The 26955-nt window shown below is 62.9% G+C and carries 21 protein-coding genes and 1 riboswitch; of the genes, 15 read left to right on the top strand and 6 right to left on the bottom strand.

The features are described 5' to 3' along the window. Positions 1 to 116: 116 nt before the first annotated feature. Complete coding sequence (locus ACP7BV_RS03830) at positions 117 to 1178, bottom strand: porin (protein ID WP_426101670.1); 1062 nt, start codon at positions 1176 to 1178, stop codon at positions 117 to 119. A 446-nt stretch (positions 1179 to 1624) separates the two neighbouring features. Here ACP7BV_RS03830 and ACP7BV_RS03825 point away from each other — a divergent pair, with 446 nt between their 5' ends. From ACP7BV_RS03825 to ACP7BV_RS03810, 4 genes are all read left to right on the top strand, one after another. Next, positions 1625 to 3208 (top strand): hypothetical protein, encoded by a 1584-nt coding sequence (locus ACP7BV_RS03825; RefSeq protein ID WP_426101668.1) that lies wholly within the window; start codon positions 1625 to 1627, stop codon positions 3206 to 3208. A gap of 345 nt (positions 3209 to 3553) precedes the next feature. After that, positions 3554 to 4522, top strand: a complete 969-nt coding sequence (locus ACP7BV_RS03820; RefSeq protein ID WP_426101666.1) for a hypothetical protein — start codon at positions 3554 to 3556, stop codon at positions 4520 to 4522. Positions 4523 to 5595: 1073 nt separating this feature from the next. Continuing rightward, positions 5596 to 9192 carry a type VI secretion system Vgr family protein gene (locus ACP7BV_RS03815; RefSeq protein WP_426101664.1) on the top strand — a complete coding sequence of 1199 codons (3597 nt, stop codon included), beginning with the start codon at positions 5596 to 5598 and terminating at the stop codon, positions 9190 to 9192. Between the two features lie 2 nt (positions 9193 to 9194). Then, complete coding sequence (locus ACP7BV_RS03810) at positions 9195 to 9725, top strand: hypothetical protein (RefSeq protein ID WP_426101662.1); 531 nt, start codon at positions 9195 to 9197, stop codon at positions 9723 to 9725. Positions 9726 to 9815: 90 nt separating this feature from the next. Here ACP7BV_RS03810 and dapF read toward each other — a convergent pair whose 3' ends face one another. The 3 genes from dapF to ACP7BV_RS03795 are packed head-to-tail and all read right to left on the bottom strand — an operon-like array spanning position 9816 to position 12416. Continuing rightward, positions 9816 to 10670: a diaminopimelate epimerase gene (gene dapF / locus ACP7BV_RS03805; protein ID WP_426101660.1), complete on the bottom strand. Its 855-nt coding sequence runs from the start codon at positions 10668 to 10670 to the stop codon at positions 9816 to 9818. A gap of 19 nt (positions 10671 to 10689) precedes the next feature. After that, on the bottom strand, positions 10690 to 11562 hold the full coding sequence (locus tag ACP7BV_RS03800) for a lipid A biosynthesis acyltransferase (RefSeq protein WP_426101658.1): 873 nt from the start codon (positions 11560 to 11562) through the stop codon (positions 10690 to 10692). Then, entirely contained in the window at positions 11559 to 12416 is an 858-nt protein-coding gene (locus ACP7BV_RS03795) for a lysophospholipid acyltransferase family protein (protein WP_426101656.1), read from the bottom strand. The genes ACP7BV_RS03800 and ACP7BV_RS03795 overlap by 4 nt, the downstream gene beginning before the upstream one ends. 218 nt (positions 12417 to 12634) lie before the next feature. Between ACP7BV_RS03795 and metK the strand changes: the two genes are divergently transcribed. The 4 genes from metK (at position 12635) to metF (ending at position 16695) form a co-directional block, all read left to right on the top strand. Continuing rightward, positions 12635 to 13801 (top strand): methionine adenosyltransferase, encoded by a 1167-nt coding sequence (gene metK, locus ACP7BV_RS03790; RefSeq protein ID WP_426101654.1) that lies wholly within the window; start codon positions 12635 to 12637, stop codon positions 13799 to 13801. A 108-nt stretch (positions 13802 to 13909) separates the two neighbouring features. Further along, a riboswitch (S-adenosyl-L-homocysteine riboswitch) is annotated at positions 13910 to 13986 on the top strand. Positions 13987 to 14012: 26 nt separating this feature from the next. Further along, entirely contained in the window at positions 14013 to 15437 is a 1425-nt protein-coding gene (ahcY, locus tag ACP7BV_RS03785; protein ID WP_426101652.1) for an adenosylhomocysteinase, read from the top strand. 77 nt (positions 15438 to 15514) lie between these two features. Next, a complete protein-coding gene (locus ACP7BV_RS03780; protein WP_426101650.1) occupies positions 15515 to 15859 on the top strand; it encodes a phage holin family protein in 345 nt (114 codons plus the stop codon). 2 nt (positions 15860 to 15861) lie between these two features. Further along, on the top strand, positions 15862 to 16695 hold the full coding sequence (gene metF / locus ACP7BV_RS03775; protein ID WP_426101648.1) for a methylenetetrahydrofolate reductase [NAD(P)H]: 834 nt from the start codon (positions 15862 to 15864) through the stop codon (positions 16693 to 16695). A 219-nt stretch (positions 16696 to 16914) separates the two neighbouring features. On the opposite strand, the gene ACP7BV_RS03770 is transcribed toward metF, so the two are convergent. Further along, a complete protein-coding gene (locus tag ACP7BV_RS03770) occupies positions 16915 to 17469 on the bottom strand; it encodes a 5-formyltetrahydrofolate cyclo-ligase (protein WP_426101646.1) in 555 nt (184 codons plus the stop codon). Between the two features lie 105 nt (positions 17470 to 17574). Here ACP7BV_RS03770 and ACP7BV_RS03765 point away from each other — a divergent pair, with 105 nt between their 5' ends. From ACP7BV_RS03765 to ACP7BV_RS03735, 7 genes are all read left to right on the top strand, one after another. Then, complete coding sequence (locus tag ACP7BV_RS03765) at positions 17575 to 19764, top strand: transglycosylase SLT domain-containing protein (RefSeq protein WP_426101644.1); 2190 nt, start codon at positions 17575 to 17577, stop codon at positions 19762 to 19764. Positions 19765 to 19807: 43 nt separating this feature from the next. Continuing rightward, a complete protein-coding gene (locus ACP7BV_RS03760) occupies positions 19808 to 20770 on the top strand; it encodes a complex I NDUFA9 subunit family protein (protein WP_426101642.1) in 963 nt (320 codons plus the stop codon). 78 nt (positions 20771 to 20848) lie between these two features. Next, complete coding sequence (locus ACP7BV_RS03755) at positions 20849 to 21571, top strand: glutathione S-transferase family protein (protein ID WP_426101640.1); 723 nt, start codon at positions 20849 to 20851, stop codon at positions 21569 to 21571. 35 nt (positions 21572 to 21606) lie between these two features. Further along, a complete protein-coding gene (locus ACP7BV_RS03750) occupies positions 21607 to 22851 on the top strand; it encodes a multifunctional CCA addition/repair protein (protein ID WP_426101889.1) in 1245 nt (414 codons plus the stop codon). Between the two features lie 133 nt (positions 22852 to 22984). Next, the gene (locus ACP7BV_RS03745) at positions 22985 to 23965 is read left to right on the top strand and encodes a cytochrome-c peroxidase (protein ID WP_426101638.1); all 981 of its coding nucleotides are present in this window, start codon (positions 22985 to 22987) and stop codon (positions 23963 to 23965) included. After that, a complete protein-coding gene (locus tag ACP7BV_RS03740) occupies positions 23962 to 25482 on the top strand; it encodes a DAHL domain-containing protein (RefSeq protein ID WP_426101636.1) in 1521 nt (506 codons plus the stop codon). Before ACP7BV_RS03745 ends, ACP7BV_RS03740 begins: the two co-directional genes overlap by 4 nt. A gap of 125 nt (positions 25483 to 25607) precedes the next feature. After that, positions 25608 to 26243, top strand: coding sequence for a GNAT family N-acetyltransferase (locus ACP7BV_RS03735; RefSeq protein ID WP_426101887.1), 636 nt, complete (start codon positions 25608 to 25610; stop codon positions 26241 to 26243). Between the two features lie 197 nt (positions 26244 to 26440). On the opposite strand, the gene ACP7BV_RS03730 is transcribed toward ACP7BV_RS03735, so the two are convergent. Then, positions 26441 to 26950 (bottom strand): Lrp/AsnC family transcriptional regulator, encoded by a 510-nt coding sequence (locus tag ACP7BV_RS03730; protein ID WP_426101885.1) that lies wholly within the window; start codon positions 26948 to 26950, stop codon positions 26441 to 26443. Positions 26951 to 26955: the final 5 nt, after the last annotated feature.

The following is a 26955-nucleotide window of genomic DNA, read 5'->3' as shown; positions in this document are numbered from 1 at the left end:
ACACTTGCAACAGTTGTCATTTTAGGAATGCGAGGTCCAGGTGTGGCAAAGGCGAAGCAGGGTGTCCCCTGGCTTCGCCCCGCCGGCCGTGCGAAAGGGGCGTGTGCCCCGTCCGCTTAGAACGAGTGGTTCACGCCCACTGCCAAGGTCGTGATGCTGGTCTTGGTGCTAGGCGCAACAGCTGGCGCACCTTTGCGTTTGGACGCGTCGGCGTACACGTAGGTGCGCTTGGACAGGCTGTACTCGTAACCGAGCGAGTACTGGCGAACCTTGTCGAGGCCGTCGGTGTGCTTGGAGCCGATACCGGCCAGGATCTTGCCTGCGCCGATGGTGTGGTTGGCGCCGACGACCCATGCCTTGGTGTTCTGGTTCAGGATGCGGGTGTGCTCCTGGTCCTGGCGCGTCATGGAGAACATCAGCTTGGTGACCGGGGCGATCATCACGTAGCCGGCGAACGACGACACGGTCGATTCGACAGCGTTGCGCTCGTTGGCCAGCATCAGGGCGCCAGGGCCGTTTTTGTAGGTGACCGAGATCGAGTACGGATTGGCCAGCGCGGCTGCGTTGGCGGCGTACTGCGGCAGCAGCGGGGTGCCGCGGCCGACGACGGCGACGGCGCCGTTCGATTCGCGCGAACCGATCGTGGTGTTCACCTGGAAGCCCATGTATTCAGGCGAGTTGTAGAACACGGCGTTCGAGAAACGGTTGGCCGAGTTGCCTGGCAGGCCGAGCGGGTCGGACGTGTAGCCGGCCACGTGGATGTCGGCCTGGAAGCCTTGTGGCGTCGGGATACCGTGGAACGGCTCGAAAGCGATGCTCGATTCCTGGTACGCGGTCAGGCCGCGGCCGATGCGGAAGGTCCCGAAACCGCCGGTCACGCCGACCCGGCTCTGGCCCTGGAATAAGGGACGCTGCACGCCGGCGGCATTGGTTTCGGTGGTGCCCGTGTCCGGCTCGTAGCGCATTTCCAGCTGAAAAATGGCTTTCAGGCCGTTGCCGAGGTCTTCGGTGCCTTTGAAGCCGAGCGTGTTGTTGGCGCGCTTGCCAATGGAGGAATCCTGGTCGGTGCGCTTGATGATGCCCGCATCGACGTTGCCGTAGATCTGAACCGACGATTGAGCCTGTGCAGAGCCAGCGATTGCGCCAAGGATTGCCAGAGCCAACAGTGATTTTTTCATGTAACTAATTCCTTAATAAGTAAATCGTTTAAATCCGCCGGCATTGAGTTCTTGAAAAGCCTGAATGCCCGGATAGGTAAAACTTTAAGTGCTTTGGTGTGCCAAAATTCACGAGTTGGTCAATTATGCGGGCTTGGATTGGTTGAAAGCCAATAAATCAACGTTGCGTGTTGTATTTTTGAAACTCTGAATCGGCCGCATTATTGGCTTTGCATCCGATGATTTACTTTCTTGCAAGCAAATTTCTGGAACGGCATTGCTGACGGGTTTGTGCAATATCAAGGAAAAGCCCATTTCACCTAATCAGCTTAGCTGTGTGACGTAGACTTTCAGACATAGTTCCGCCCGCTTCCATATTCCGGGTGCTGGTTTGATAAATACTCAGGCGCGGCGGACTGATCGTGTTACCCGGAAGTGTCTTTTTAGAATCAGGTGGTCGAACCAAGATGGCAAACCGTGAAGAACTAGGAATCATCCGCGGCGCCCGCGGTGGCCAGCCGGAAGCCCAGCTCGAACTGGGACGGCTGTATCTATATGGCAGCGCCGGCCTGCCCAAGAGCTTGCCGACCGCGCTGCACTGGCTGGACCGCGCCGCGCAGCAGGGTAGCGCGCAGGCTTGCGAGCTGATCGGCGCCCACATTCCTCTCGAACTGGCACTGCAAAGCGAGCGGCCGCTGGCGCAGTGGTACGAGCGCGCCTTCGACGCCGGCGTGGTGCGCGCCGGCATGGTGCTGGCCCAGCTGACGCTCGAGCAACAGGCCGGCGTGGCCGACCAGGCCCGGCGCGACAAGGCGCTGCGCGCGCTCGAAGCGGCCGCCCGCGCCGGCGTGCCCGACGCCAAATGGCTGTACGCGCGCTATCAAAATGGCGCCGAGTCGGCCCGCGCGACGGCCGCAGGCGCGCCCTGCGCTGGGGTGACGCTGGCCGTCACCGCGCCCCCCGAGCAGTGGCGCGCGCGCGCGCCGGCCGCCGCGGCGCCGCTTGCCACCGTCAGCCTCGCCCCGCTCGACGCGCTGTGGCTCGAGGGCGACCACGCCCGCTTTCTGGCGCGCGCCTTGCCGCTGGCGCGCGCCTTGCTGCGCACCGAGCACGGCACGCTGCGCCCGGCCGGTTGCCTGAGCCGCGCCGATGTCAGCCTGCTGTCGCGCTGCGCGCAGGCGCTCAGCCAAAGCGCTGGCGACACGCTGGCCAGCGTCGACGAAATCCGCCGTTTCTGGGAGCTGGCCGCCAACGAGCACGACCCGCAGGCGCAAATGGCGCTCGGGCTGTGGCATGCGCGCATGCTGGTCGACGGGCGGCGCGTGGCCGCCGGGTCAGGCTCGGCCAATTTCAAAAAAGCCATCCGCTGGCTGCTGCTGGCCGGCGAACAAGGTTTGGCCGAAGCCTGGTACGCGCTGTCGCGTATCTATATCAAGCCGGAATTCTCCCAGCGCAACGTGGCCGATGCCCAGGTGTATCTGGAGCGGGCGGCCGGCATGGGCTATCGCGACGCCCAGCTCGAATGCGGCAACAACGCCTGGCGCGCCCGGCGCGAGCACGAAGGCAACGACGTGCGCGCCGTGTACTGGCTGCAAAAAGCGGCGGCCCAGGGCTGCGAGCAGGCCGCCGCCGCGCTGGTCAAGATCGCCCCGCGCGAGGCCAACGAGCCGTTTGCCGCCATCAGCGCCAGGGCGCCGGCGGCGCTGGCCACAACCTATCCGCTGCTGGCGGCGCGGCTGCGGCTGGCCGCGCTGTTTGGCCTGACGCGGGCCGAGGCGCTGCTGCTCGACGTGCGCGCGGCCGACCAGGGCCATTGCCTGGTGATCGATATTCGCGGCAGTTACGGGCGCAGCAAGCGGCGCCTGATCGCGATCGCTTGCGCGCAGGAGCGGCGCGCGCTCGACGAGATCGTGCAGCAGTTTGGCGGCCCCGATGGCGCGGCGGCGGGGGGCGAGGGCAATTACCGGCAGCGGCTGTACCGGCTCAAGACCGTGCTGCCCGAGGCGGCGTGCGAGGAAGGGGAGCATCAGGCTTACGATATGGCCGCGTAAAGGGTGTGCCTGGCCTCACGCAATAGCGCGCGCAGCGAAGGGCGGGCGCAATTGCATGACCGGGCCCGCCCTCCTTTGGCGCAGACCTTTCGACCGCCGTCGTCGCGTGCCGCCCCTCGCAGGCACGCGCCTGCTGGAGCGGCGTATTTTTCCCACACCTGCATCTGGCCATCTTGGAACACTTAAGATTAAATCAACGCAATGTCGCATGTAATTTATCTTTTGCATTTCCCTCAAGGTAATTCTAAGCATAGCGTTCCCAATACAGCTTGCTGCCGAGCCTTCTCCGTACGCCGCGACTTACGGCTGCCCGGATTTCGGACCCGTAATTGAAAAGGAAATAGTATGGTGCCGCCGCCATTTCGTTGTTCCGGAGACTCCTTCCTGAGCCCGGTGTGCAATAAGACACGCAAGGAGATTTTCGTCACCCCGATGTTCGACGAGCAGCTTGAGTTCGTCCATTCGAACGGCCAGATTCTGGGCGATGTGAAGTACTTGCTGATGTTGGAAGATGGTAGTACGGTCGAGGGAACGACAGACAAGAAGGGGCGGACCAAGCGCGTCCGAACGAAGAAGCCCGTAGCGATCAAGAAAGTCCAGCTCAGCGCTTCCGCGCCAAGGATCCCTTCGCGCACCGCGGCCGAGGCGTCAGCTGGAATACTTCATTCTTGTACAGTCCATTCTCCGGACGTGTTGCCGGCCTTCCTGACCTTCGAGCTGAATGGCATCAAGACCAATAGGTTCGAGATCGGCAAATCCGTGGTCCCTGTCAAAACGCCCGATGACGAGACACGACCGCTGACTGCGGGTGAGATCGCCATGGCGAAAGTGCTGTTCAAGGACTCGATTAACTACAAAAATGTAACAGTCCACAACGGGGACTTCATCCCGTTTGGCAAGCAGGATCAGGATACTGCGATTACGCCTTTCGGGTCCATCTATTTCCCCAAAAAGCATTTTGTAGAAGATTTTTCCGTGTCGGACGATCAAGATCGCCACTGGCTCATCCACGAATTGGTGCACGTTTGGCAGTTCCAGCATTTGTATCCCGTCTTTCACCGAGGAGTCATGCACTACGGCCTGGATTACAAATATAAGCTGGACGAAAAGAATCACCTGGGGGACTACAATATGGAAGCGCAAGGCGACCTGTTGGCGGACTATTGGGCATTGCTCGATGCCAAGGTCCGAGGAATACGCGTTACCTACATGGCCATGGGAATTTATGCAAATGATATTAAAATTTATGAAGCGGTCTTGCGGCATTTTCTCAAGAATCGTGACAGCTGGAGAAATTGGCCCGCTTTTTATTAGCTTACGCTATCTTTTTTGCTTGATGGGTGCTGCTCTGGCACTGACTTCCGCTTCGTGCGCAGCCACTTCAAGAGTCGGCAGCGCGGTGATTACCGAGGTGAATGGCCTGCCTTGCTTCAGTGTCCCGAACGATGCGGAGACCCGCAATGGGGTGCCTCTATTCACCGTGAGCGTTACGAAGCGCAACGCCCCTGGCGCTACGACGCTTCCAGCGCGAGTCTGGTTTTCCTGGATCGAGCCGAGGGGAAAATCAATCATCTTGAAACCTCCGAATTGCATTCGTTACGGCGTGGTGCCACCATTCGCGCAGCAAGAACTTTCGGTCCCCTTGCAGCCCTACAGCATTTACACTGCCGTGCTCCAGGCCGTGCCCGAGGGGTCTAACTTGCGGGGATATAAAGGGGAATTTTGCATGATTCCCGGTGCGGCAGACAAACTACGGGTGCAAGTAGTTCCTTGGGACGAAAAGGCCTCGAAATGGCGATACGATCTGTGCGCGCCAGGGGCAAAGTAGGGTCCTCCACTGCATGTACCGCTTCCTCGAGAACAGGCAGCGTCATCATCACTCAGGTCAATGGAACACCCTGCTTCGGCATCCCAAACAACGCGGAAACCCGCAACGGGTTGCCGCTATCGAGAAGCTCCGGGTTCAGGTGATTCCTTGGGATGAAAAAACATCCACATGGCGATATGACCTTTGTACGCCCAGCTCCAGGTAGGTGCACCATGGCGGGTAGGCGTGGAGCAAGATTTTTGATGGCAGGCACGGGGGCGAACAATTTCTGGTCGCCAAACTAGGCGCAAGGCACTTGGGGATGCACAGCACAGCCGGGTTAATCGGCTGCCCATATTGATGAACGTGCTTTGTGTTGCTATTTAAGTACTATTGAGAGCTATAAAAACTTGTTAATATAGGAAGTATGGTCCTGAGGAAAGCGAAGTCTGTTAACGCCAGACGAAGCAATCCTCGCGAATTGAACCCCTGCGATCCTGTCCACTTTGCCACGCGAAAATCCTCACATGACAGTTATGCGCACGACAACATCCCGCCGCCGCCAAATGGCGCCCACCTAATGGAAGCCCTGGCAAAACTCTCTTCACTCAGCTTGTTCGGCACCGGTCTGAGCCAGCATGCGCGGCTCGTCACCCTTGCCAGCTCGCAAGACCGTGCCTTGCCTGAATCTCTGATCGCGGAAAAGTTCAGCGGCCGCGAAGCCGTTAATGAATTGTTCGCGTTCGACCTCGACGCGCTCAGCGTGTCCACCGATCTGGACCTGAATCTGTTTATCGGCGAAGAACTGAGCATCGCACTGCTGCAGCCCGACGGCAGTCGCCGCGCGTGGCATGGCCTGTGCACGCAGGCTTCGTGGCTGGGCGCTGACGGCGGCGTGGCGCGCTATCGGTTGCATCTGGAGCCCGCACTGGCCCTGCTGCGGCATCGCCGCGACAGCTATATTTTCCAGGATAGGAACGCGCAAGAAATCGTCACTGAGCTGTTGACGGACTATCCGCAGGTGCGCTTTGAATTTGACGTAACGCAGCAATTGACGCAACGCGCGGTTTGCACCCAGTATCGCGAGAGTGACTTCGAATTCCTCACGCGACTGCTGGCATCCGAGGGTTTGAGCTGGCGCTTCGAACATGACCAAGCCGCAGGCGATGAGACCGGCAGCGATGGCCAAGCCAAGCATCGGGTCGTCATTTTCGACAGCAAGGCGAAAGCGCCTGCCACGCCCGGCGGCGACGTGATCCGCTTTCACGGCGTGCGCGCTACCGATACTGACGACGCCATCGATGAATTTCGTGCGCGGCGCCAAGTGCAGGCCAACGCGGTCAGCATCAGCAGCTGGGACCCGCTGCAACTGTTGGCGCCAGCGGCCGAACACGCATCCAACCTGGACGCGGGCGAGCTGCCCGCACTGGCGCTCTACGACGGCAGCGGCGAACGGATCGCCACCAGCTCCGGCGTTGCCGATCCGCACAGCGCCTTGATGCTGCAGGCGCTGGAACTGGAGAACAAGCAGTTTGCGGGCGCCGGCGCGGTCAGGCGTCTGGCCGCCGGCCACACATTCGCGCTCACGCAGCACGAGCGCTATCCGGACGGCGCTTTCACCGTGCTGTCGGTCGAACATGAAGCGCGCAACAATTTCCAGTCGCAGATTGCCACCACCAGCGACGCCTTGCAAGGCGGCACCTACCGCAACACATTCACCTGCGTGCGCGATGTGGTGGCGATCCTGCCGCCCGCGATGGCGGCGCGGCAGGCCAGTACCGCGCTTGGGCCGCAGGCCGCGCTGGTCGTGGGGACGGGCGATGCGATTTCCACGACCACGCGCGATCACCAAGTGAAGGTGCAGTTTGCGTGGCAGCGTGGACAGGACGCCAACGCCGGCGGCATGGCGCACAACACCGATGCCAAGGGCGATGCCCCAGGCGACGAAACGTCGGGCACCTGGGTGCGCGTGGCCGAGGCGCTGGCGGGCCCGAACTGGGGATCGCAGTTCACGCCGCGCCTCGGCACCGAAGTATTGGTCGATTTCATTGAAGGCGACATGGACCGCCCGGTCGTGGTGGCCCAACTTTACTCAGGACAGGATGGGCCGCCGTTTGCCGCCGGTGTGAACGCAGGCGTGAACCACGCCGGTGTGCTGTCCGGCATTCACAGCCATAATTTTGATGGCGGCGGTTTCAATCAATGGCAGCTGGACGATACTCCGGGCCAGCTACGTACCCGCCTTGCCACCAGCACTGCGGCAACCCAGCTCAATCTCGGCTACCTGATTGCGCAGGCGCCCGCGTCTGCCCACCGTGGCGCCTATCGCGGCAGCGGCTTCGAACTGCGCACCGACGCCTGGGGCGTGGTGCGCGGCGGCGAAGGTGTGCTGCTGTCGACCACGGGTCGCTACCAGAACGGCAGCGGCGTGGTTTCGACCCAGCTCGACGTGGCCGAGGCGGTGTCGCGGACGAAAGGCGCGCAGGACTTGGGCGCGTGCCTGGGCGAGGCCGCCGCGCAGCAGCGGGCGCTGTTCAGCAAGGACGCGGCCAAGGCCCAGGCAGCGTTTATCGATCAGATCGATCCGGAAGCGCAGGGCAAGCATGGCGTTGCGGTTAACGGCCAGGAGGCGAGCAAAGCGAAGGATGGCGAACGTGAGCTCGACCCCGCCAAGCCCGTTGAAAAATTCGCCAAGCCAATCGTGCTAATGGAAGCGCCGTCCAATATCAACTGGGCCACGCCTGCATCGACCGTGATTTTCGCGGGCGAACACGTAAACTGGAGCAGCCAGTCCGACTTGCACTTGGCGGCGGCGCATACCGTGTCGTCCGTGGCGGCGAATGCGGTCAGCCTGTTCACCCATGCGGGCGGAATCCAGGCCATTGCCGGCAACGGCCCGGTCTCGCTGCAAGCGCATACCGATCAACTTGAAATTTTGGCCGATAAGGCGATCACGGTCATCTCGGTCAATGACAGTATCCAGATCAATGCCAGGGAAAAGATCGTGCTGCAGGCCGGGCAATCGTCAATCACGCTTGAGGGTGGCAATATCACGTTTGCGTGTACGGGGAACTTTACCGTCAAGGGTGGCCAGCACCTGTTCGATGCCGGCGCCAGGCAAGCTGCGGTGTTGGGGAAACTCCCTGATTCGCGTCTCAAACTGTTCGACGAAGCGTTCATCTTGAAGGACAAGCTTACCGGCGCGGTGCTGGCCTACCAGGTTTATCGCATCAAGCGCGCCGATGGGTCGTTCGAAGATGGCGTAACCGACGAAGCAGGGCACACTCACGTGGTCAGGGGGGCCGAGGCTGAGAGAATCGAGATCGACCTGGAACCGCAGGGCGCCTTGCCTCCAGCCTTCGACGAGCAAATCCAGTTCAAGAATGCGAACGCGGCGCTGCTGGCCAACGTGAAGTATCAACTCAAGCTGGGGGATGGCACCGTCGTGGACGGCGTCACGGACGCTCAGGGCATGACGAGCCGGATCCCTGCGGACAAGCAACAGGCAATCGTGGAAGCGACGCTGCAGGCATCGGCTTTTGGAAGCTGCTGTGGCGGTGCAAAACAGGCACCGGACATGCTGACGGTGGACTTGCAAGGGGTGACGGTCAACGACGTGAAAGTAGGCAGCTCGGTTGCGGTGGTGCAAACGCCGGAAGGCAAGTCGCGCGGGCTGACGCCTGGCGAAATTAGCATGGCGCAAAGCATCTTTGGCATGTCGATCGACTACGCCAAGGTCAAAGTGCACAACGGCGAATACCTGTGGTTCGGTCTGCAGCCCGACGACACCGCAATGACGCCAAACGGAGAAATATATTTCAATCCCGCGCGCTACCTGACCGACTTTTCGGAGACCGAATATGAGGGCATGATTTGGTTTATTCACGAAATGGCTCATGTGTGGCAGTATCAACTGGGCTATCCGGTCAAACTACGGGGCGCGCTGCGCCTCGGGCTCAGTTACAAATACGCGCTGGACGGGGACACCACGCTCGCCGATTTCAATATGGAAGCGCAAGGCAATGTGCTGGCCGACTACTGGGCCATGAAAAAATACGGCGCCAACGTACCATGGATTCATGAAGAGCAATACAAAGACGATTTCGTGCTGTTTGAAAAAGTATTGAAAACATTTATTGCCAACCCCGGCGACAAAACTAATCTTCCAGGCGGTTGATCATGATGCCAAGCTCGACAAGTACAAAAAACCGTTGGCGCTTTCTGGCAGTGGCCGCGCTGAGCGCGGGCTGCACGTCATCAATGGCCACGTCACGCATGGGCTCGGCCGTGGTGACGGAGTCGAACGGCGTTCCGTGCTTCTCCATTCCGGTCAATGACGAAACCAGGCAAGGGCTGCCGCTGCGCGGTATTGCCGTTACTGAAATTCAGACGGGGGACTGGAACACATTGCCGGCCGAGCTGTGGCACTTCACGGCTGCCGATCCTGCATCACGTTTGCAGCTGCGCCCGACTGCATGCGTGCGCTATGGCGAGGCGCCAACGGCCAGCATCCAGCGTACTTTTAAACCGCTGATGCCCTATCGGGTGTACTACGTCATGGTCAATGCCCGCACTGATGACTCGAGCATGATCGCCTACGTGGCGAAGTTCTGCGTCAAACCGGCAGCTGCGGGAAAAAATATCGTGCAAACCATCTCGCCCGACGAGCGTGGCGGCGACCAGCGCTACGAGCTGTGTGCGCGGCCGTAATGCTTGCCAGCCCCTGCCGCCGGCATTGCCTTTGCGCTAACACCCGCTTGGGGCGGGGTACTGCCAGCGATTGGAAAAGCTCAGGCCCGGCTAGATCGTGATTTCGCCTTCAAACACCGTCACCGCCGGCCCGCTCAGGAACACGGCTGCATCGCCGCCGGCCCAGGCCACCGCCAATTCTCCCCCACGGGCAGTGACGCGCACGGGCGAATCGAGCAGGCCGCGCCGGATCCCGGCCACCACCGCCGCGCAGGAACCCGTGCCGCAGGCCAGCGTTTCGCCGGCGCCGCGCTCGTAGACGCGCAGCTTGATATGGCCGCGGTCGACTACCTGCATGAAGCCCGCATTGACCTTGCGCGCAAAGCGCGCATGCTGCTCGATGAGCGGTCCCACCGTCTCCACCGGCGCCAGGTCGACGTCGGCCACCACTTGCACCGCATGCGGATTGCCCATCGAAACGAGCGAAACGAAGGCCGTCCCTGCGCCCGCCAGCGCCAGCGCATACACGGTATCGATCCCCTCGGCCCGGCTTTCAATGGCGACATCATCGAACGGCAGATCGGCGGGAGCGAAATGGGGCGAACCCATCTCGACGGTGATCGCCCCATCGGCCTCGATGCGCGGGGTAATGATGCCCTTCATGGTCTGGACCCGGATGGCCGACTTGGTCGTCAATCCCTTGTCGGTGACGAACTTGACGAACGCGCGCGAGCCATTGCCGCACTGTTCGACTTCGCCGCCATCCTGGTTGAAAATGCGGTAGCGGAAATCGCAGTCGGCGCTGTCCGCCTTTTGCACCACCAAAATCTGGTCGGCGCCGATGCCGAAACGGCGGTCGCCCAACAACTTCCACTGGGCCGGAGAAAAATCGATCTGCTGGCTGATGGCGTCGATGACGATGAAGTCATTGCCGGCGCCGTGCATCTTGGTAAATTTAAGGTTCATCCGCTAAGTATAGCGAGATTTACGAACGGATATAAGGCGACGGCTCGCCGGGCGGGCGCGTCTTGAAGCGCTTGTGGGTCCAGAAATATTCTGCCGGCGCTTCGCGCACCCGCTCCTCGATAAAGGCATTCATGCGGCGTGCCGAGGCGACCATGTCCTCGCCCGGGAAGTCGTCCCAGGCCGGGTAAAACGTCACTTTCCAGCCGGCGTAACCAGGCAAGAAGGTGGCCACTACGGGAATGACGGCAGCGCCGGTGGCCGCCGCGATGCGTCCGGGCGCGGTCAGCGTGGCGGCGGGGATACCAAAAAACGGCACGAATTCGGCATCTTTGGCGCCGAAGTCCATATCGGGCAGCATAAAGTAGGGCAAGTGCTCGCGCATGGCCCGGATAATCGGCTTGACGCCTTCCTTGCGCGAAAACAGTTGCACCGGACGAAAGCGCGAGCGGCCCTGGCGCAGCACGTCGTCAAAGGCCTTGTTTTTTTGCGCCACATAAATCGAGCACAGGCTCGATTCGAGCATCACCGCCACGCCCGCCACGTCGAGCGAGACGAAATGCGGACACAGCAAAATGACGGGGCCGGCCTGCAGCTGCGCCAGCGGCACGCCCGGCTCGATGCGGATCAGGCGGCGCAGGCGCGCTTCGGGCGCCCACCACAAAATGGCGCGCTCCCACACGCTGCGCGAATAGGACTGGAAATGCTGGCGCGCCAGATTCACGCGCGCTTGTTCCGACAGTTCAGGCATGCACAGGCGCAAATTGGTCAGCGCAATGTGGCGCCGTTTCTTGAGCAGCATGAAGAGCAGGCTGCCGATGCCCGCGCCAAAGCGGCCCAGCACCGGCAGGGGCAACCAGTGCAGCAGCCACATCAGGCCAAGCAGCAGCCTCACGCGTTCACCTGTGGCGCGTCCTGCGGGCCGTCCACGCCGTCCGGCTGCTTGTAGCGGTTGTAGCTCCAGAAATACTGGGCCGGGCAGCGCGCGATCAATTGTTCCATGGCGCGGTTGATGATGGCGGCTTGCTCGGCGCCGCTGCCTTCGAGCTGGCCGTCGAACGGCACAAAGCGCACCGTGAAACCTTCGCCGCGGGGGAGGCGCTCGGCGTAGACCAGGATCACGGCGGCGTGACCTAACTGGGCCAGCTTGGCCGGCAGCGTCATCGTGTAGGCGCTGCGGCCAAAGTAAGGTGCCCATACGCCTTCGCCTTCCTGCGGCACCTGGTCCGGCAGCACGCCCACCGGTTCGCCGCGGCGCAGGCACTTGGCCAGAATGCGCACCCCGGCCAGCGTGGCCGGCGCCAGGTGCAGGTTGTGGCGCGCCCGTGCGCCTTCAATCAGCGGCTTCAAGGCAGCCTTTTTAGGCGGGCGGTACATGACGGTGAGCGGGGTGCGCAGTGCAATTTGCTGGGCCGTGATTTCAAAGCAGCCCAGGTGCGGGGTCAGGAACACGATGCCGCGCCCGCTGTCCAAGACCGACTGGACATGCTCCCAGTTCTCGTCGGTGGCATAGCGCGCCACCCGCTGCGGGTCGGCGCACCAGACGAACGGCAGCTCCACGATCGCCTTGCCCGATTCGGCAATCGCGCTGTGCAGGTGGAGGCCGAAGCCGGCGCCTTCCAGGTTGCTGCGCAGGCGCTTGCGGTAGGACGGCGAGGCCAGGTACACCAACCAGCCGAGCGCGGCGCCAAGAGCATGGAGGGCGCGCAAGGGCAGCTTTGACAACAAGCGGAACAGGAGTACTAGCATAAACAATCAGGTGTCGAATGGTCGGGAACAGGCGAGAAAGTAGTGGCGGGCAAATTCGTCACTTGCCTAACCAAAATTTCTCAAGGAGCGTAAAATACCACGTATGCAGGATCCGCCGAGTTAATAGACAACTTGCGAAGCGGAATATAAATGTCGCTAAAGCGTCGCAGGCAACCCGGTTACTGCGACTTCAATCTGACCAGTAACAGGAGCATTGCATGTCCAACGATTACCTTTTTACGTCCGAATCCGTCTCTGAAGGCCACCCCGACAAAGTCGCGGACCAGATTTCCGACGCCATCCTCGACGCCATCCTCACGCAAGACCCGACCGCCCGCGTGGCCGCCGAAACGCTGTGCAACACCGGCCTGGTGGTGCTGGCGGGCGAAATCACGACCCACGCCAACGTCGACTACATTCAAGTAGCGCGCGAAACCATCAAGCGCATCGGTTACGACAACACGGAATACGGCATCGACTACCGCGGCTGCGCCGTGATGGTGTGCTACGACAAGCAGTCGCCCGACATTGCCCAGGGCGTGGACGAAGGCGCCGGCATCGACCTTGACCAAGGCGCGGGCGACCAGGGCTTGATGTTCGGCTATGCCTGCGACGAGACGGCCGAGCTGATGCCCGCCGCCATCCACTACGCGCACCGGCTGGTCGAGCGCCAGTCGCAGCTGCGCAAGGATGGGCGCCTGCCGTGGCTGCGTCCGGACGCCAAGTCGCAAGTTACGCTGCGCTATGTGGACGGGCGCCCGGTTGGCGTCGACACTGTGGTGCTCTCGACACAGCACGCGCCGGAAGTGTCGCATGCCCAGATTGAAGAAGCGGTGATTGAAGAAATCATCAAGAAAGTACTGCCGCACGAGTGGCTCAAGGGCACGCGCTACCTGGTCAACCCGACCGGGCGCTTCGTCATTGGCGGCCCGCAGGGCGACTGCGGCCTGACCGGGCGCAAGATCATCGTCGACACCTACGGCGGCGCGGCGCCGCACGGCGGCGGTGCATTTTCGGGCAAGGACCCGTCCAAAGTGGACCGTTCGGCCGCCTACGCGGCCCGCTACGTGGCCAAGAACATCGTCGCCGCCGGCCTTGCGCGCCAGTGCCAGGTACAGGTGAGCTATGCGATCGGCGTGGCCAAGCCGATCAACATTACCGTCTACACGGAAGGCACGGGCGTCATCTCCGACGACAAGATCGCCGCCTTGGTCATGGAGCATTTCGACTTGCGTCCGAAAGGCATCGTCCAGATGCTCGACCTGCTGCGTCCGATATACCAAAAGACTGCGGCCTACGGCCACTTCGGCCGCGAAGAACCCGAGTTCACCTGGGAGCGCACCGACAAGGTCGCGCTGCTGCGCGCCGAAGCTGGCCTGTCGTAACAAGCAAGTAGTTTCCTATGAACCGGGGTCAGACCACTGTTAAATGTGGTCTGACCCCGGTTTTTGTCGGGGTTGGTGCAACTGTTGCGGGAAGCTGGTATAGTTGTCAGTTCCGAGGAGCGTTGCGACGAAAATACATTTTTTCGCCAGGCTCGGAAATTCATCCGCAACTGCGCTCACGTTACTTTTTTCTAACTGAAAGGAGGGCGTGATGAACGCCGTACTCAAACCTCTGCAAGACTATCTGATCGCCGATATCTCCCTGGCCGCCTGGGGCGACAAGGAAATCAAGATCGCTGAAACCGAAATGCCCGGCCTGATGGCCATCCGCGAGGAATTCGCCGCCGCCCAGCCCTTGAAGGGCGCGCGCATCACCGGTTCGCTGCACATGACCATCCAGACCGCCGTGTTGATCCAGACCCTGGAAGCACTCGGCGCGCGCGTGCGCTGGGCGTCGTGCAATATCTACTCGACCCAGGACCACGCAGCAGCAGCCATTGCCGCCGCCGGCACTCCGGTGTTCGCCGTCAAGGGCGAAACGCTCGAGCAATACTGGGACTACACCCACCGCATTTTCGAGTGGCCAAGCGAGAACGGCCAGCCGGTCTACTCGAACATGATTCTCGACGACGGCGGCGACGCCACGCTGCTGCTGCACCTGGGCACGCGCGCGGAAACCGACATCTCCGTGCTCAACAGTCCGGGCTCGGAAGAGGAAATCTGCCTGTTCAATTCGATCAAGGCGCACCTGGCCAAGGATGCCACCTGGTATTCCAAGCGCTTGCCCCAGATCCTGGGCGTGACCGAGGAAACCACCACCGGCGTGCACCGCCTGTACCAGATGCACAAGGATGGCAAGCTGGCTTTCCCGGCAATTAATGTCAACGATTCCGTGACCAAGTCGAAATTCGACAACCTGTACGGTTGCCGCGAATCGCTGGTCGACGGCATCAAGCGCGCCACCGACGTCATGATCGCCGGCAAAGTGGCCGTCATCGCCGGCTATGGCGACGTGGGCAAGGGCTCGGCCCAGGCCATGCGCGCCTTGTCGGCCCAGGTCTGGGTCACGGAAATCGATCCGATCTGCGCACTGCAGGCGGCCATGGAAGGCTATCGCGTCGTGACCATGGATTACGCGGCCGAACACGGCGACATTTTCGTCACCTGCACCGGCAACTATCACATCCTGACCGAGCAGCACATGCTGGCCATGAAAGACCAGGCCATCGTCTGCAACATCGGCCACTTCGACAACGAGATCGATGTCGCTTCGCTCAAGAAATATGAGTGGGACAATATCAAGCCGCAAGTCGACCATGTGATTTTCCCTAGCGGCAAGCGCATCATCTTGCTGGCCGAAGGCCGCCTGGTGAACCTGGGCTGCGGCACGGGTCACCCGTCGTACGTGATGAGCTCCTCGTTCGCGAACCAGACGATCGCCCAGATCGAACTGTTCTCGCACATCGAGAAGTACCCGGTCGGCGTGTACGTGCTGCCCAAGCACCTGGACGAGAAAGTCGCGCGCCTGCAGCTCAAAAAGCTCAACGCCCAGCTGACCGTCCTCACCGACGAACAGGCCGCCTACATCACGGTCAACAAAGAAGGCCCTTACAAGCCCGACCACTACCGCTATTGATGCGAAAGCGGCCCTGGTCTTCCAAGACCCGGGCCGTTTTTTTATCGACCCACACTTACAAGAACAGGCCAGCCACCATGAACTTACTCTTTACCCTCTTGATCAACGCCGCAGCGCTGTTTGCCCTGCCATTTCTGATGAGCTCCGTGCATGTCAACAATTTCGGTACCGCCATCGTCGCGGCCATCGTGCTGGCCATCGTCAATACCCTGATCAAGCCCATTCTGGTGCTGCTGACCTTGCCCGTCACCGTCCTCACGCTTGGCTTGTTCATCCTGGTGATCAATGCCTTGCTGTTCTGGGCCGTTGCATCGTTCGTTGACGGCATCCACGTCGACGGCTTTGTCTCCGCCTTCATCGCTTCTATTATTTACAGCATTATTTCGTGGGCCTTGTCCGCACTGCTGTTGAACAAAGACTGACCATGGCCAGTAATAATTTCAGTATCGAATTCTATCCGCCCAAGACCCCGGAAGGCGCCGACAAGCTGCGCATCGCGCGCGCCAAGCTGGCGCAGCTCGAGCCGAAGTATTTCTCGGTGACCTTCGGCGCGGGCGGCAGCACCCAGCAGGGCACGCTCGATACCGTGCTCGACATCATGAGCGAGGGCCACGAGGCGGCGCCGCACCTGTCGTGCGTGGGCGGTTCGCGCGAATCGATTCGGGCCATCTTGCACCAATTCAAGGGGCACGGCATCAAGCGCCTGGTGGCCTTGCGCGGCGACTTGCCCAGCGGTTATGGCGGCGGCAGCGAACTGCGCTACGCCAGCGAACTGGTGGAATTCATCCGCGCCGAAACCGGCGACTGGTTCCACATCGAGGTAGCGGCCTATCCCGAGGTGCATCCGCAGGCGCGCTCGCCGCAAGACGACCTGCTTGCCTTCGAGCGCAAGGTCAAGGCGGGCGCGAACGCGGCCATCACCCAGTATTTCTACAATGCCGATGCGTATTTCGCCTTCATGGACCAGGTTACTAAACTGGGCATCGACGTGCCGGTCGTGGCGGGCATCATGCCGATCACGAACTACACGCAGCTGATGCGTTTTTCCGACATGTGCGGCGCCGAGATTCCACGCTGGGTGCGCCTGAAACTGGCCAGTTTTGGCGACGACAGCGTTTCCATCAAGGCCTTTGGCCTGGACGTGGTCAGCCAGCTGTGCGAGCGCTTGTTGGCCGGGGGCGCGCCCGGACTGCACTTTTACAGCATGAACCAGGCGGCGGCCACTACCGCACTGTGGCAGCGGCTGGTCAAAACCTAGCTGGAGCAGGCGGCATCAGGTTGTTATAAAAGTGTTGACAACCGCGTAGGTCGGGAAAGGCCGAAGGCCGCATCCCGACAAGCGCCGTCGAGGCCTATGGTGGAACCCAGGGCCCGGCCCTTTTCCGCCCGGCCGCCGAGCCACGACAGTGTGACGGGATCGTGCGCAGCCCCACAAAGGTTCTGCAATACGTTCATTGGCGAGGACGTTGGCTTGCAACTAGCCTTCAGTAATGATCATATCCAGCGCAACATCATGCGGCGCACCCGCAAACTCGGCCCGCAGGCAGGCATATGCCACGCCCACCGTTTGCGGACGCGGCGGCGCCTCCAGCGTGCGGTCGTAAAACCCGCCGCCGTAGCCGAGCCGGTAGCCTTGCCCATTGAAGCCCAGGCAGGGAATGAGCAGCACCGGCGGACGCGGCACCATGCGCAGCTGCGCTGGCACCGCCACCCCCATCCGGTCCTTGACCATGGCTTCGCCCGGCGTCCACTCGGCAAAGCCGAGCGCCGCGTCGCGCGCCAGCACCACGGGCAGCGCCAGGCGCACGCCGGCGGCGGCCAGGTCGGCGTACGCACCCGACAAGTCCGGTTCGCCGCGCAACGGCCAGTAGACGCCGAACGGCCCGGCCCGGCCTGCTTGGGCCGCACCCCACCAGGCCAGCACGCGCGCGCCGATGGCAGCGTCCCACAGCGCCCTTTGCGGCGCCGGGACGCCGGCGCGCAGCTGCGCGAGCGACTTGCGCAGCGCGGCCTTGTCGCCCAATGTTTCCATTGTTGTTTTGTGTACGCTGGGCGACAGTGGCGCCGTCTCGTCGCATGGTATTCTTGGTTCGCCTGTCATGGTTTTAATGATGCATAAATAGAGAGTTGGACACTGATGTATTTGCCGAAACTGATCACCGGCGCGACGCTCGCCGCAGCCTCCATCATGCCAGCTTCGGCGCAAGTGCCGCCGGCGGCGCCTGCAACGGTCCCTGCCACAGTCCCTGCCACCACTGCGCCCACCGCCGCGCCGGTCCAGCTCCAGGCGCCGCTTCAGCCGCGCGCTGCAGCGCCGGCAGGGCCAACGCATGGGCCTGCCGTCAATGCGGCGCCGCCGGCCGCCCCGCCAAGCTTTGACAGAGCACGGGCCGAGGTACACGCGCTCGCCATCGTCAGGGCGCAAGCTGAGCTGGCGGCGGCCCAGCTCCCCGACAACCGCGCCGACGACGACACCTTCATCGCCCTGCGCGAGGCCGCGCGCGCCGGCGACGCCGCCAAGGCCGATTCGCTCGCCGTGCGCCTGCCGCAGTACATGATTCCGTCCTACGTCGAGTACTACCGGCTCAAGCCGCGCCTGGCCACGGCCTCGCCCGATGAATTGCGCGCCTTTCTCGCGCGCTACCAGGGCACGGCCGTCGCCGACCGCCTGCGCAACGACTGGCTGCTGGAACTGGGCCGCGCGCGCGACTGGGCCAATTTCAGCCAGCAGTATCCGCTGTTCGTGCTTAATGACGACGTCCAGGTCAAATGCTATTGGCTCATGGCGCGCGTGGCGCGCGGCGAAAAAGTCGCCGACGAAGCGCGCGCCGCCTTGGCCTCGCCGCCGGCCTACGGCGAAGCCTGCAACGCGCTGATGGTGTCGCTGGCGCAGGCCGGCCAGTTCGACGCCAACGACTTGCTCGTCCAACTGCGCCTGGCCGGCGAAACCGGCTCCACCGGCCCGGCCAAGCGCGCCGCCGAGCTGCTGGGCGCCTCCGACACGCGCGCCGCCCAGGCGGTCGACTTCCCGGCGCTGGCCATGGCGCGCGGCATCGGCAGCACGCGCGCCGAGCACGAAATCTACCTGGTGGCGATCAGCCGCATGGCCCGTTCCAGCCTGAAGCTGGCGCTGATCGCCTTTGAAAAAAACCTGCCCAGTTTTACGCCCCAGGAGCAGGGCATCGGCTGGGCCGTGATTGCCCACGCGGCTTCGCTCAAGCATGATCCTGACGCCCACACTTACTGGAGCAAGAGCGCCGCAGCCCCCCTCACGCCCGAACAGATGCAGTGGAAAACCCGCATCGCCCTGCGCCGCCTGGACTGGAAAGCGGTCAAGGCCAGCATTGAAGCGATGCCCGGCTTTCTCAGCGCGCAGCCGGCCTGGACGTACTGGCTGGCGCGCGCGCTGCAGGCCGAAGGCGGCGCCGCGCGCAATGAGAGCGCTACTGCCAACGCCACCGCGATGTACCGCGGCATCGCCGACCAGCACAATTTCTACGGCCAGCTGGCGCTGGAAGAACTGGGCCAGCTGATCACCATCCCGCCACCGGGCGCGCCGCTCACCGCCGACGAAATCGCGCCCATGGCGGCCAATCCGGCGCTCAAGCGCGCACTGAAGTTTTTCAGCCTGCGCATGCGCGCCGAAGGCATGCGCGAGTGGAACTGGGAAGCGCGCAAGTTCACCGAGCGCGAGCTGCTGGCCGCGGCCGAATTCGCGCGCCGCAACGATGTGCTCGACCGCATGGTCTACACCTCCGAGCGCACCCGCACCCAGTTCGACTACACGCAGCGCTTTCCGGCGCCGCACAGCGACATCCTCAGCCCCACCACGCGCCAGCTGGGCCTGGACAAGGCCTGGGTCTATGGCCTGATCCGCCAGGAGTCGCGCTTTGTCATGGATGCCCGCTCCAGCGTGGGCGCATCGGGGCTGATGCAGGTGATGCCGGCCACCGCGCAATTCGTCGCCCGCAAGATCGGGCTCGATTTTGCCAAGGACAAGCTGACCGACCTGCGCACCAACCTGGTTCTGGGCTCGAACTACCTGAACATGGTGCTTGAAAACGCGAGCGGCTCGCAGCCGCTGGCCACCGCCGCTTACAACGCGGGCCCGGGGCGCATGCGCACCTGGCGCGCCTCGCTCGAGGCGCCAATGGAAGGCGCCATCTGGGCCGAGTCGATTCCGTTTCTCGAAACGCGCGTCTACGTCAAGAACGTGATGGCCAATGCGACCAATTACGCCGCCCTGTTCGACAACAAGCCGCAGTCGCTCAAGGCGCGGCTCGGGACCATTGCGCCACGCGGCGCCCAGGGCGCCGATCTCCCCTAACTTATTTTCCCTAACTTATCTCACCTAACTTTTTTGGAAAAAAATGGACATGCTGACGGTGGTGGTTTTCGGGGGTTCCGGTTTTATCGGCACCCACCTGGTGGCGCTTCTGTCGCAGTTGGGCGCGCGCGTGATCGTGCCGACCCGGCGCCTTGAACGCGCCAAGCACCTGATTTTTTTGCCGCGCGTTGAAGTGGTCGAAGTGAACATCGGCGACGACGCCGCGCTGCGCCGCCTGTTGCAGGGCAAGGATGCGGCCATCAACCTGGTGGGCCTGCTGCATTCGCGCCGCGGCACGCCCTACGGGGACGACTTCAAGCGCGCCCACGTGGTGCTGCCGCGCCGCATCGTGGCCGCCTGCGCCGCGCAAGGCGTGCCGCGCTACCTGCACATGAGCGCCCTAGGCGCGGCCGTGGACGGCCCGTCGATGTACCTGCGCTCCAAGGCGGACGGCGAAGTCGCCGCGCGCGCCGAGCCGGCGGTGGCCGCCACCATCTTCCGCCCGTCGGTGGTGTTTGGCGAAGGCGACCAGTTCCTCACCACCTTCGCGCGCTTGCAGCGCTTTTTGCCTTTTGTGCCGCTGGCCGGTGCCGAGACCGACTTCCAGCCGGTGTATGTGGGCGACGTTGCGCAGGCGTTCGCCAATGCCTTGTTGGAGCCGCGCACGCGCCATCAGGTCTACGAGCTGGGCGGCCCGCAGATTTATGCGCTGGCCGACCTGGTGCGCCTGGCCGGAAAATACGCGCACCACGAGCGGCCCGTGTTCGGCATTCCCGACGCGCTGGCCCGCTGCCAGGCCGCGTTTTTCGAACTGCTCTCTAGCGAGCCGATGATCAGCCGCGACAATCTGGACTCCATGAAGGTGGATAATGTTGTCGATCCGGCTATTCAAGCCACCACTGCCGCCGCTTTAGGGATTAAACTAACGCCACTTGAGGCGATCGCGCCGCGTTACTTGTTCTCGGCGGAGCGCTTCGATGACTTCCGCACCCGCGCCGGGAGGTGAATAAGCAGCCTGCGTTGGAAGGCAGGCTACGTCGCGCGTTATCATTTGCAAACCATCTTCGCGACTGACCGATCACACATGCAAACAACCCAACTTGACCCCACCCTGACCCAGACGCTCGACGACGCCAAAAAATCCGGCCTGACCCTCGTCATCGGCAACAAGAACTATTCATCCTGGTCGATGCGGCCGTGGGTGGCCATGACCGCTTTCGGCATCCCCTTCCACGAAGTGCGCCTGCTGCTCGACCAGCCCGACACCTCCAGCCGCATCGCCGAATATTCGGCGGCCGGCCGGGTGCCGGTGCTGATCGCCGGCGACATCACGGTCTGGGACAGCCTGGCCATCTGCGAATACCTGGCCGAGCAGTTCCAGGAAAAGCACATGTGGCCGCAGGACGTGGCCGCGCGCGCGTTGGCGCGCTCGGTCACGGCCGAAATGCACTCCGGCTTTACGGGCCTGCGCAGCGCCATGTCGATGAACATCCGCATGCACCTGCCCGGGCGCGGGCGCACGCCGGACGCGCAGGGCGACATCGGGCGCATCAGCGAGATCTGGGAAGAGTGCCTGTCGCGCTTTGGCCACCACCAGTTCCTGTTCGGCGACTTTTCGATCGCGGACGCGTTTTTCGCGCCGGTCGTGATGCGTTTTCGCACCTACGGCGTGGCGCTCGCGCCCGCGCTGCAGGCTTACTGCGACCGCATGCAGGCCCATCCCGCCGTGGCGCGCTGGGTCAGCGAAGCGCTGGCCGAAACCGAAACGGCGCCCCGGCACGACGACGAAATCCGCGGCAAGCCGTGACGCCAAGGTCAGGCAAGGTGAAGTGAGATGACATGATGAAGTCCTACATCGTGGGCGGCGCGGTGCGTGACGCGCTGCTCGGCATGCCGGTCCAGGACCGCGACTGGGTGGTGGTGGGCGCCACGCCCGAGGATATGCTGGCGCAGGGCTTTCGCCCGGTAGGCAAGGACTTTCCCGTCTTTTTGCATCCCGAAACGCAGGAAGAATACGCGCTGGCGCGCACCGAGCGCAAGACCGCGCCCGGCTACCGCGGCTTTGTGTTCCACACTTCGCCCGACGTCAAGCTCGAGGACGACCTGGTGCGGCGCGACCTGACCATCAATGCCATGGCGCGCGGGGCCGACGGCAGCATCGTCGACCCCTTCGGCGGCCAGCGCGATATCGCCGACAAGGTGTTTCGCCACGTCTCGGACGCCTTTCTCGAAGACCCGGTGCGCATCTTGCGCCTGGCGCGCTTTGCCGCGCGCTTCCCCGATTTTTCGGTCGCGCCCGAGACCAATGCTTTGATGCGCAAGATGGTCGAGCAGGGCGAAGTCGACGCGCTGGTGCCCGAACGCGTGTGGCAGGAAGTGGCGCGCGGCCTGATGGAGCAGCAACCGTCGCGCATGCTGACCGTGCTGCGCGACTGCGGCGCGCTGGCGCGCATCATGCCCGAACTGGACGTGCTGTGGGGCGTGCCGCAGCCGCCGGCGCACCATCCGGAAGTGGACACGGGCGTCCACATGGAGCTGGTGATCGACTACGCCGCCGAGCGCCGCTTCGAGCTGTGCGTGCGCTTTGCCGCGCTGATGCACGACCTGGGCAAGGGCGCCACCCCTCCCGCGACGTGGCCGCGCCACCACGGGCACGAACAACTTGGGCTGGCGCTGATCGACGCCCTGTGCGCGCGCCTGAAAGTGCCCAATGAATGCCGCGAGCTGGCCATCATGACGGCGCGCGAGCACGGCAACGTCAGCCGCGCCGAAGTTTTGCGCGCCAATACGCTCGTCACCCTGTTCGAACGCTGCGACGCGTTTCGCAAACCGCAGCGCTTCGCGCAAATGCTGCTGGCGGCCGAATGCGATTCACGCGGGCGCGGCGGCGAGGCAGACGACTTTCGCACCCGGCCCTGGCCGCACGGACCGTATCTGCAGGGTGCGCTGGACGCGGCGCGCGCAGTCAACGCCGGCGAGGTGGCGGCGCGCTGCGGCGATAACAAGGGCAATATCGCGCAGGCAGTGCACGTGGCGCGCGTCTCGGCGGTCAAGGCCTTGCTGCGCGAGAGCGATGCCGGGCAATGAGGGGCGCATCAACCAAAACGACAACTGAGTTGTCGCACTGACCACGCGCTCTGGCGTATTTTTGTTCCGCGCGGCAATAAAATCCGCAAGCTGCTATCCTGAGCGCTGACTGTTTGCCATGGAAGGCGATTGCATGTCGTCCACCTTGCGTTTCGCACTATGCATTCTGGGCAGGCTCGGGTTGTTCGGTATGCTGGCCACCGGCGAGGCGCTCGCCCAGCCCCTGCTGGGCGAACCGATCCGGCCGTTGCCGCAGGCGAGCGGCGCCAATCCGGCCCGCGCCGCGCTCGGGCGCGCGCTGTTTTACGACCTGCGCCTTTCGCGCGACAATAACCAGAGCTGCGCCAGTTGCCACCAGCTTCATCGGGGCGGTGCCGATACGCGCGCGCTGTCGCTGGGCGCCGGGGGCGTGGCCAACCGCTTCAATACGCCCACCGTCTACAACAGCACCTTCAACTTCCGCCAGACCTGGACCGGGCGCCATAACACCATCGATGGCTTGCTCGAGCACGTGATCAGCCGGCCCACCGGGCTGGCCTCGAGCTGGGTCATGGTCGCCTCGCGCCTGACCGGCGACGAGGCGATGACGAAGCAGTTCCAGGCCGTGTACGGGGCCGAGGCGAAGGCCGAAAACCTCAAGGACGCGCTCGGGCACTACCTCAAGTCCTTGAACACGCCGTCGCGCTTTGACCGCTACCTGCGTGGCGAGCGGGCCGCCATCTCGGTCGACGAAAAGAACGGCTACGCGAAATTCAAGAGTTTTGGCTGCGTCAGCTGCCACCAGGGCATCAACGTGGGCGGCAATATGTACCAGCGTTTCGGCGCCATGCGCGAGCCGGCCGCGGGCGCGCTCATCGCCGCCGACCAGGGACGGTTCGAACTGACCGGGCGCGAGGCGGACCGCCGCATGCTGCGCGTACCCAGCCTGCGCAACGTGGCGCTGACGGCACCGTACTTCCACAACGGTTCGGTGGCCACGCTCGACGAAGCGGTCGACGCCATGTTCAAGTACCAGCTCGGGCGCGATGCCTCAAGCGCCGACAAGGCGCTGATCGTCGCCTTCCTGAAAACGCTGAACGGCGAAGTTCTGCCCCCGCGTGGAGCTGCGCCGTGAGAACCGGCCGGCGCATCGCCGTCATTGCCCTTTTGGTGACACTGTCGGTTACGCTGGGCTACCTGTTCAACCGCACCCGGGCCATCGACATCGACGCCCAGAATCGCGTGACGCTCGAATTGCGCGAGCTTGAAAAACTCGACGCCGGCTGGAACGTCGACATTTTGCGCTCGCACATCGGTCTTAATTCCGACTACGATCCCTTGACCGCACCGCTGGCGCGCATGCACCAGTTGCAGGAGCAGATCGCGCAAGCGCTGCCGATGACGCATGGCGCCGAGGCGGGCGTGGTCTACCAGGAGCTGGTGCGCGCGATGCAGGAAAAGGAGGACCTGGTCGAGCAGTTCAAGAGCCAGAACGCGGTGCTGCGCAATTCGCTGGTCTTCGTGCCGCCCGCGATCACCATTCTCAAGACTGAAATAAGCGGCTTCGAGTCGGCGCTGGTGCCGGCACGCACGGTGCTGGCATTGGACGCCGCGCTCAATACGCTGTTGACCGACGTGCTGCGCTTTAACCTGGTGCCCGACCCGCCGCTCGGCCAGCGCATCGATCGCAATATCGGCGCCATGCTGGTGCTGCGCGCCTGGTTTTCGCCCACGGTGCGCGAGCGGGTCGACGAACTGGCCGGCCATGCGCGCGCCATCCTGCGCTACCGCGAGCTCGAGAATAACCTGGAACGCCAGATCGACAACACCGCCAGCGCCGAAACCATGGAACGCCTGGCGACGCTGTTCGACAAGTCGTTCGACCAGGTGCAGCTGGAACGCCAGCGCTACCGCGGCTACCTGTTCGCCTATTCGGGCCTGCTGCTGTTGCTGCTGGTTTTTTTTGCGCGCCGGCTGCGGCGCAGCTACGTGATCATCAACAGCGTGAACCGCGACTTGAAAAAGGCGAATGAAACGCTGGAGCTGCGCGTGGCCGAGCGCACCGCCGCGCTGGAAAGCAAGACCGAGCAACTGGAAAAGCTGGCCATGTACGACACGCTCACGGGCTTGATCAACTATGGCCAGTTCACGCAACTGCTGGACCGGGCGCTGCTGCGGGCGGCGCGCCGCAACGGCAGCGTGGTCGTCATGTTCATCGACCTCGATGGCTTCAAGGCCGTCAACGACACCTTCGGCCACGCCACCGGCAACGTGGTGCTGCAGGAAGTGGCGCGCCGGGTGCAGGACAAGCTGCGCAAGGAAGACGTGCTGGCGCGCCTGGGCGGCGACGAATTCGTGATCCTGCTTGAAGAAGTGCGCGACCGCGACGGCGCCGAGCGCGTGGGCCAGCTGGCGCTGGACCAGATCCGCGGCATTGGCAACGCCGCCGGGCACCCGGTGACCATTTCGGCCAGCATCGGCATCTCCAGCGCGCACGGGCCGCGTGGCCTGGCGCGCGGCGCGCAAGCTTTGCTGGCCGACGCCGACCAGGCCATGTACCTGGCCAAGCAGGAAGGAAAAAACCGGATGTGCGTGAGCGTGCAGGCGCGCTGGAACGAACGGCTGGCCGACACCGACGCCTTGCCAAGCTGAATTCACTAGAGCCCGTATTCCAAAACGTCCCTGCTATTACGCTACAATGAATCAATTGGTGCGATGCACAATAGCAGGAGGGTAACATGTTCAAAATGTCATTGCCGGTGCAAGTGAACCGCTTCATGGGCAGGCCGGACGGCGGGGGTAAGCGGCGCGCGGTGCTGGTCAAGCAGCTTGAAGAACGCGACCGGCGCCGCATGTCGAAGCACTTTCTGGGTCTGGCCGACAGTGACCGCTTACTGCGTTTTGGCAGTCAGTTGCCTGACGAGCTGGTGCAGTCGTACGTGGATCGCATCGATTTCGCGCGCGACACGGTCTACGGCGTGTACAACCGCGTGTTCAAGCTGGTGGCCGTCGGGCACTTGGCATTTGCCCCCAAGGAACAAGTGCTGGCCGGCGGCGCCCACACGAGCAAGGCCCGGATTGCCGAGTTTGGCGTGTCGGTGTCGGCCTCGGCGCGCGGGATGGGGATCGGGTCCAAGCTGTTCCAGCGGGCGGCGATTCATTGCCGCAATTCGGATGTGGATACCTTGTATATGCATTGTTTGTCGTCGAACCAGACGATGATGCATATCGCCAAGAAAGCCGGAATGGAAATCCAGCGCGACCGGGGCGAGGCGGATGCCTACCTGCGTTTGCTGCCGGCCAATCCGGGTACCATGCTGCAGGAAGCGATCGAGGAGCAGGTGGCCACGATTGATTACAACCTGAAGGCGAACAAGCGCTTTGCGCTGAAGTTTTTCGGGATGGGGCGGTAACCATTACATCGCCCTCGCGCACGCGGGGGCGGTGTGACGGATTGATGGAGCGATGGAACGTAGGTCGGATAAGCGTCAGCGCAATCCGACATGCGTCAACGTGACGCCTGTCGGATTGCGCTGACGCTTATCCGACCTACATTTCGACGTCCTCACGCTTATCCGACCTACGTTTCGACGTCCTCACGGCAGCACTGTCACATCAGCGGCAGCGCCGTCGTATCCTTGATCCTTTGCAGCGCAAAACTCGACTTCACATCGGCCACCGCCGGATGGCTCAGCAAGGTCTGCATCATGAACCGCGAAAAGTGGTCCATGTCTTCCACGTGCACCCTGAGCAGATAATCCATTTCGCCCGTCATCGCATAACAGGCCACCACTTCCGGCCAGTTCGCCACTGACGAGGCAAAGTCCGCATGCGGCGAACTGGTGGCGCGGCGCGCGCCGGCCGCATTGCTCGACGCTTCGCTGTGCTTTTCCAGCCGAACGTTCACATACGCCAGCAGCCCGAGCCCGATCTGCGCCGGATCGAGCAGCGCCACGTACTGGCGAATCACGCCCGCTTCTTCAAGCCGCTTGATGCGCCGTAGGCACGGCGACGGCGACAGGCTCACCCGGTCCGCCACGTCCTGGTTCGACAGCCGGCCGTCCTGCTGCAAAATTGCAAGAATTTTGCGATCTGTTTTATCCAGCTCAATTTTTGACATCATCT

This window comes from Massilia sp. TSP1-1-2 (assembly GCF_049896185.1).
Classification (GTDB): Bacteria; Pseudomonadota; Gammaproteobacteria; order Burkholderiales; family Burkholderiaceae_D; genus Telluria_A.
The sequence above is the reverse complement of the archived record's forward strand: the minus strand, read 5'-3'. Positions and strand labels throughout refer to the sequence as shown.

What these genes read in the sequence shown, in the direction of transcription:
- ACP7BV_RS03765 (WP_426101644.1), top strand. Translation starts at nt 17,575, where the DNA reads ATGTATTTGCCGAAACTGATCACCGGCGCGACGCTCGCCGCAGCCTCC.
- ACP7BV_RS03795 (WP_426101656.1), bottom strand. Translation starts at nt 12,416, where the DNA reads ATGCTAGTACTCCTGTTCCGCTTGTTGTCAAAGCTGCCCTTGCGCGCC.
- ACP7BV_RS03730 (WP_426101885.1), bottom strand. Translation starts at nt 26,950, where the DNA reads ATGTCAAAAATTGAGCTGGATAAAACAGATCGCAAAATTCTTGCAATT.
- ACP7BV_RS03745 (WP_426101638.1), top strand. Translation starts at nt 22,985, where the DNA reads ATGTCGTCCACCTTGCGTTTCGCACTATGCATTCTGGGCAGGCTCGGG.
- ACP7BV_RS03780 (WP_426101650.1), top strand. Translation starts at nt 15,515, where the DNA reads ATGAACTTACTCTTTACCCTCTTGATCAACGCCGCAGCGCTGTTTGCC.
- ahcY (WP_426101652.1), top strand. Translation starts at nt 14,013, where the DNA reads ATGAACGCCGTACTCAAACCTCTGCAAGACTATCTGATCGCCGATATC.
- ACP7BV_RS03750 (WP_426101889.1), top strand. Translation starts at nt 21,607, where the DNA reads ATGAAGTCCTACATCGTGGGCGGCGCGGTGCGTGACGCGCTGCTCGGC.
- ACP7BV_RS03830 (WP_426101670.1), bottom strand. Translation starts at nt 1,178, where the DNA reads ATGAAAAAATCACTGTTGGCTCTGGCAATCCTTGGCGCAATCGCTGGC.
- dapF (WP_426101660.1), bottom strand. Translation starts at nt 10,670, where the DNA reads ATGAACCTTAAATTTACCAAGATGCACGGCGCCGGCAATGACTTCATC.
- ACP7BV_RS03770 (WP_426101646.1), bottom strand. Translation starts at nt 17,469, where the DNA reads ATGGAAACATTGGGCGACAAGGCCGCGCTGCGCAAGTCGCTCGCGCAG.
- ACP7BV_RS03825 (WP_426101668.1), top strand. Translation starts at nt 1,625, where the DNA reads ATGGCAAACCGTGAAGAACTAGGAATCATCCGCGGCGCCCGCGGTGGC.
- ACP7BV_RS03760 (WP_426101642.1), top strand. Translation starts at nt 19,808, where the DNA reads ATGGACATGCTGACGGTGGTGGTTTTCGGGGGTTCCGGTTTTATCGGC.
- ACP7BV_RS03820 (WP_426101666.1), top strand. Translation starts at nt 3,554, where the DNA reads ATGGTGCCGCCGCCATTTCGTTGTTCCGGAGACTCCTTCCTGAGCCCG.
- metF (WP_426101648.1), top strand. Translation starts at nt 15,862, where the DNA reads ATGGCCAGTAATAATTTCAGTATCGAATTCTATCCGCCCAAGACCCCG.
- metK (WP_426101654.1), top strand. Translation starts at nt 12,635, where the DNA reads ATGTCCAACGATTACCTTTTTACGTCCGAATCCGTCTCTGAAGGCCAC.
- ACP7BV_RS03815 (WP_426101664.1), top strand. Translation starts at nt 5,596, where the DNA reads ATGGAAGCCCTGGCAAAACTCTCTTCACTCAGCTTGTTCGGCACCGGT.
- ACP7BV_RS03755 (WP_426101640.1), top strand. Translation starts at nt 20,849, where the DNA reads ATGCAAACAACCCAACTTGACCCCACCCTGACCCAGACGCTCGACGAC.
- ACP7BV_RS03810 (WP_426101662.1), top strand. Translation starts at nt 9,195, where the DNA reads ATGATGCCAAGCTCGACAAGTACAAAAAACCGTTGGCGCTTTCTGGCA.
- ACP7BV_RS03735 (WP_426101887.1), top strand. Translation starts at nt 25,608, where the DNA reads ATGGGCAGGCCGGACGGCGGGGGTAAGCGGCGCGCGGTGCTGGTCAAG.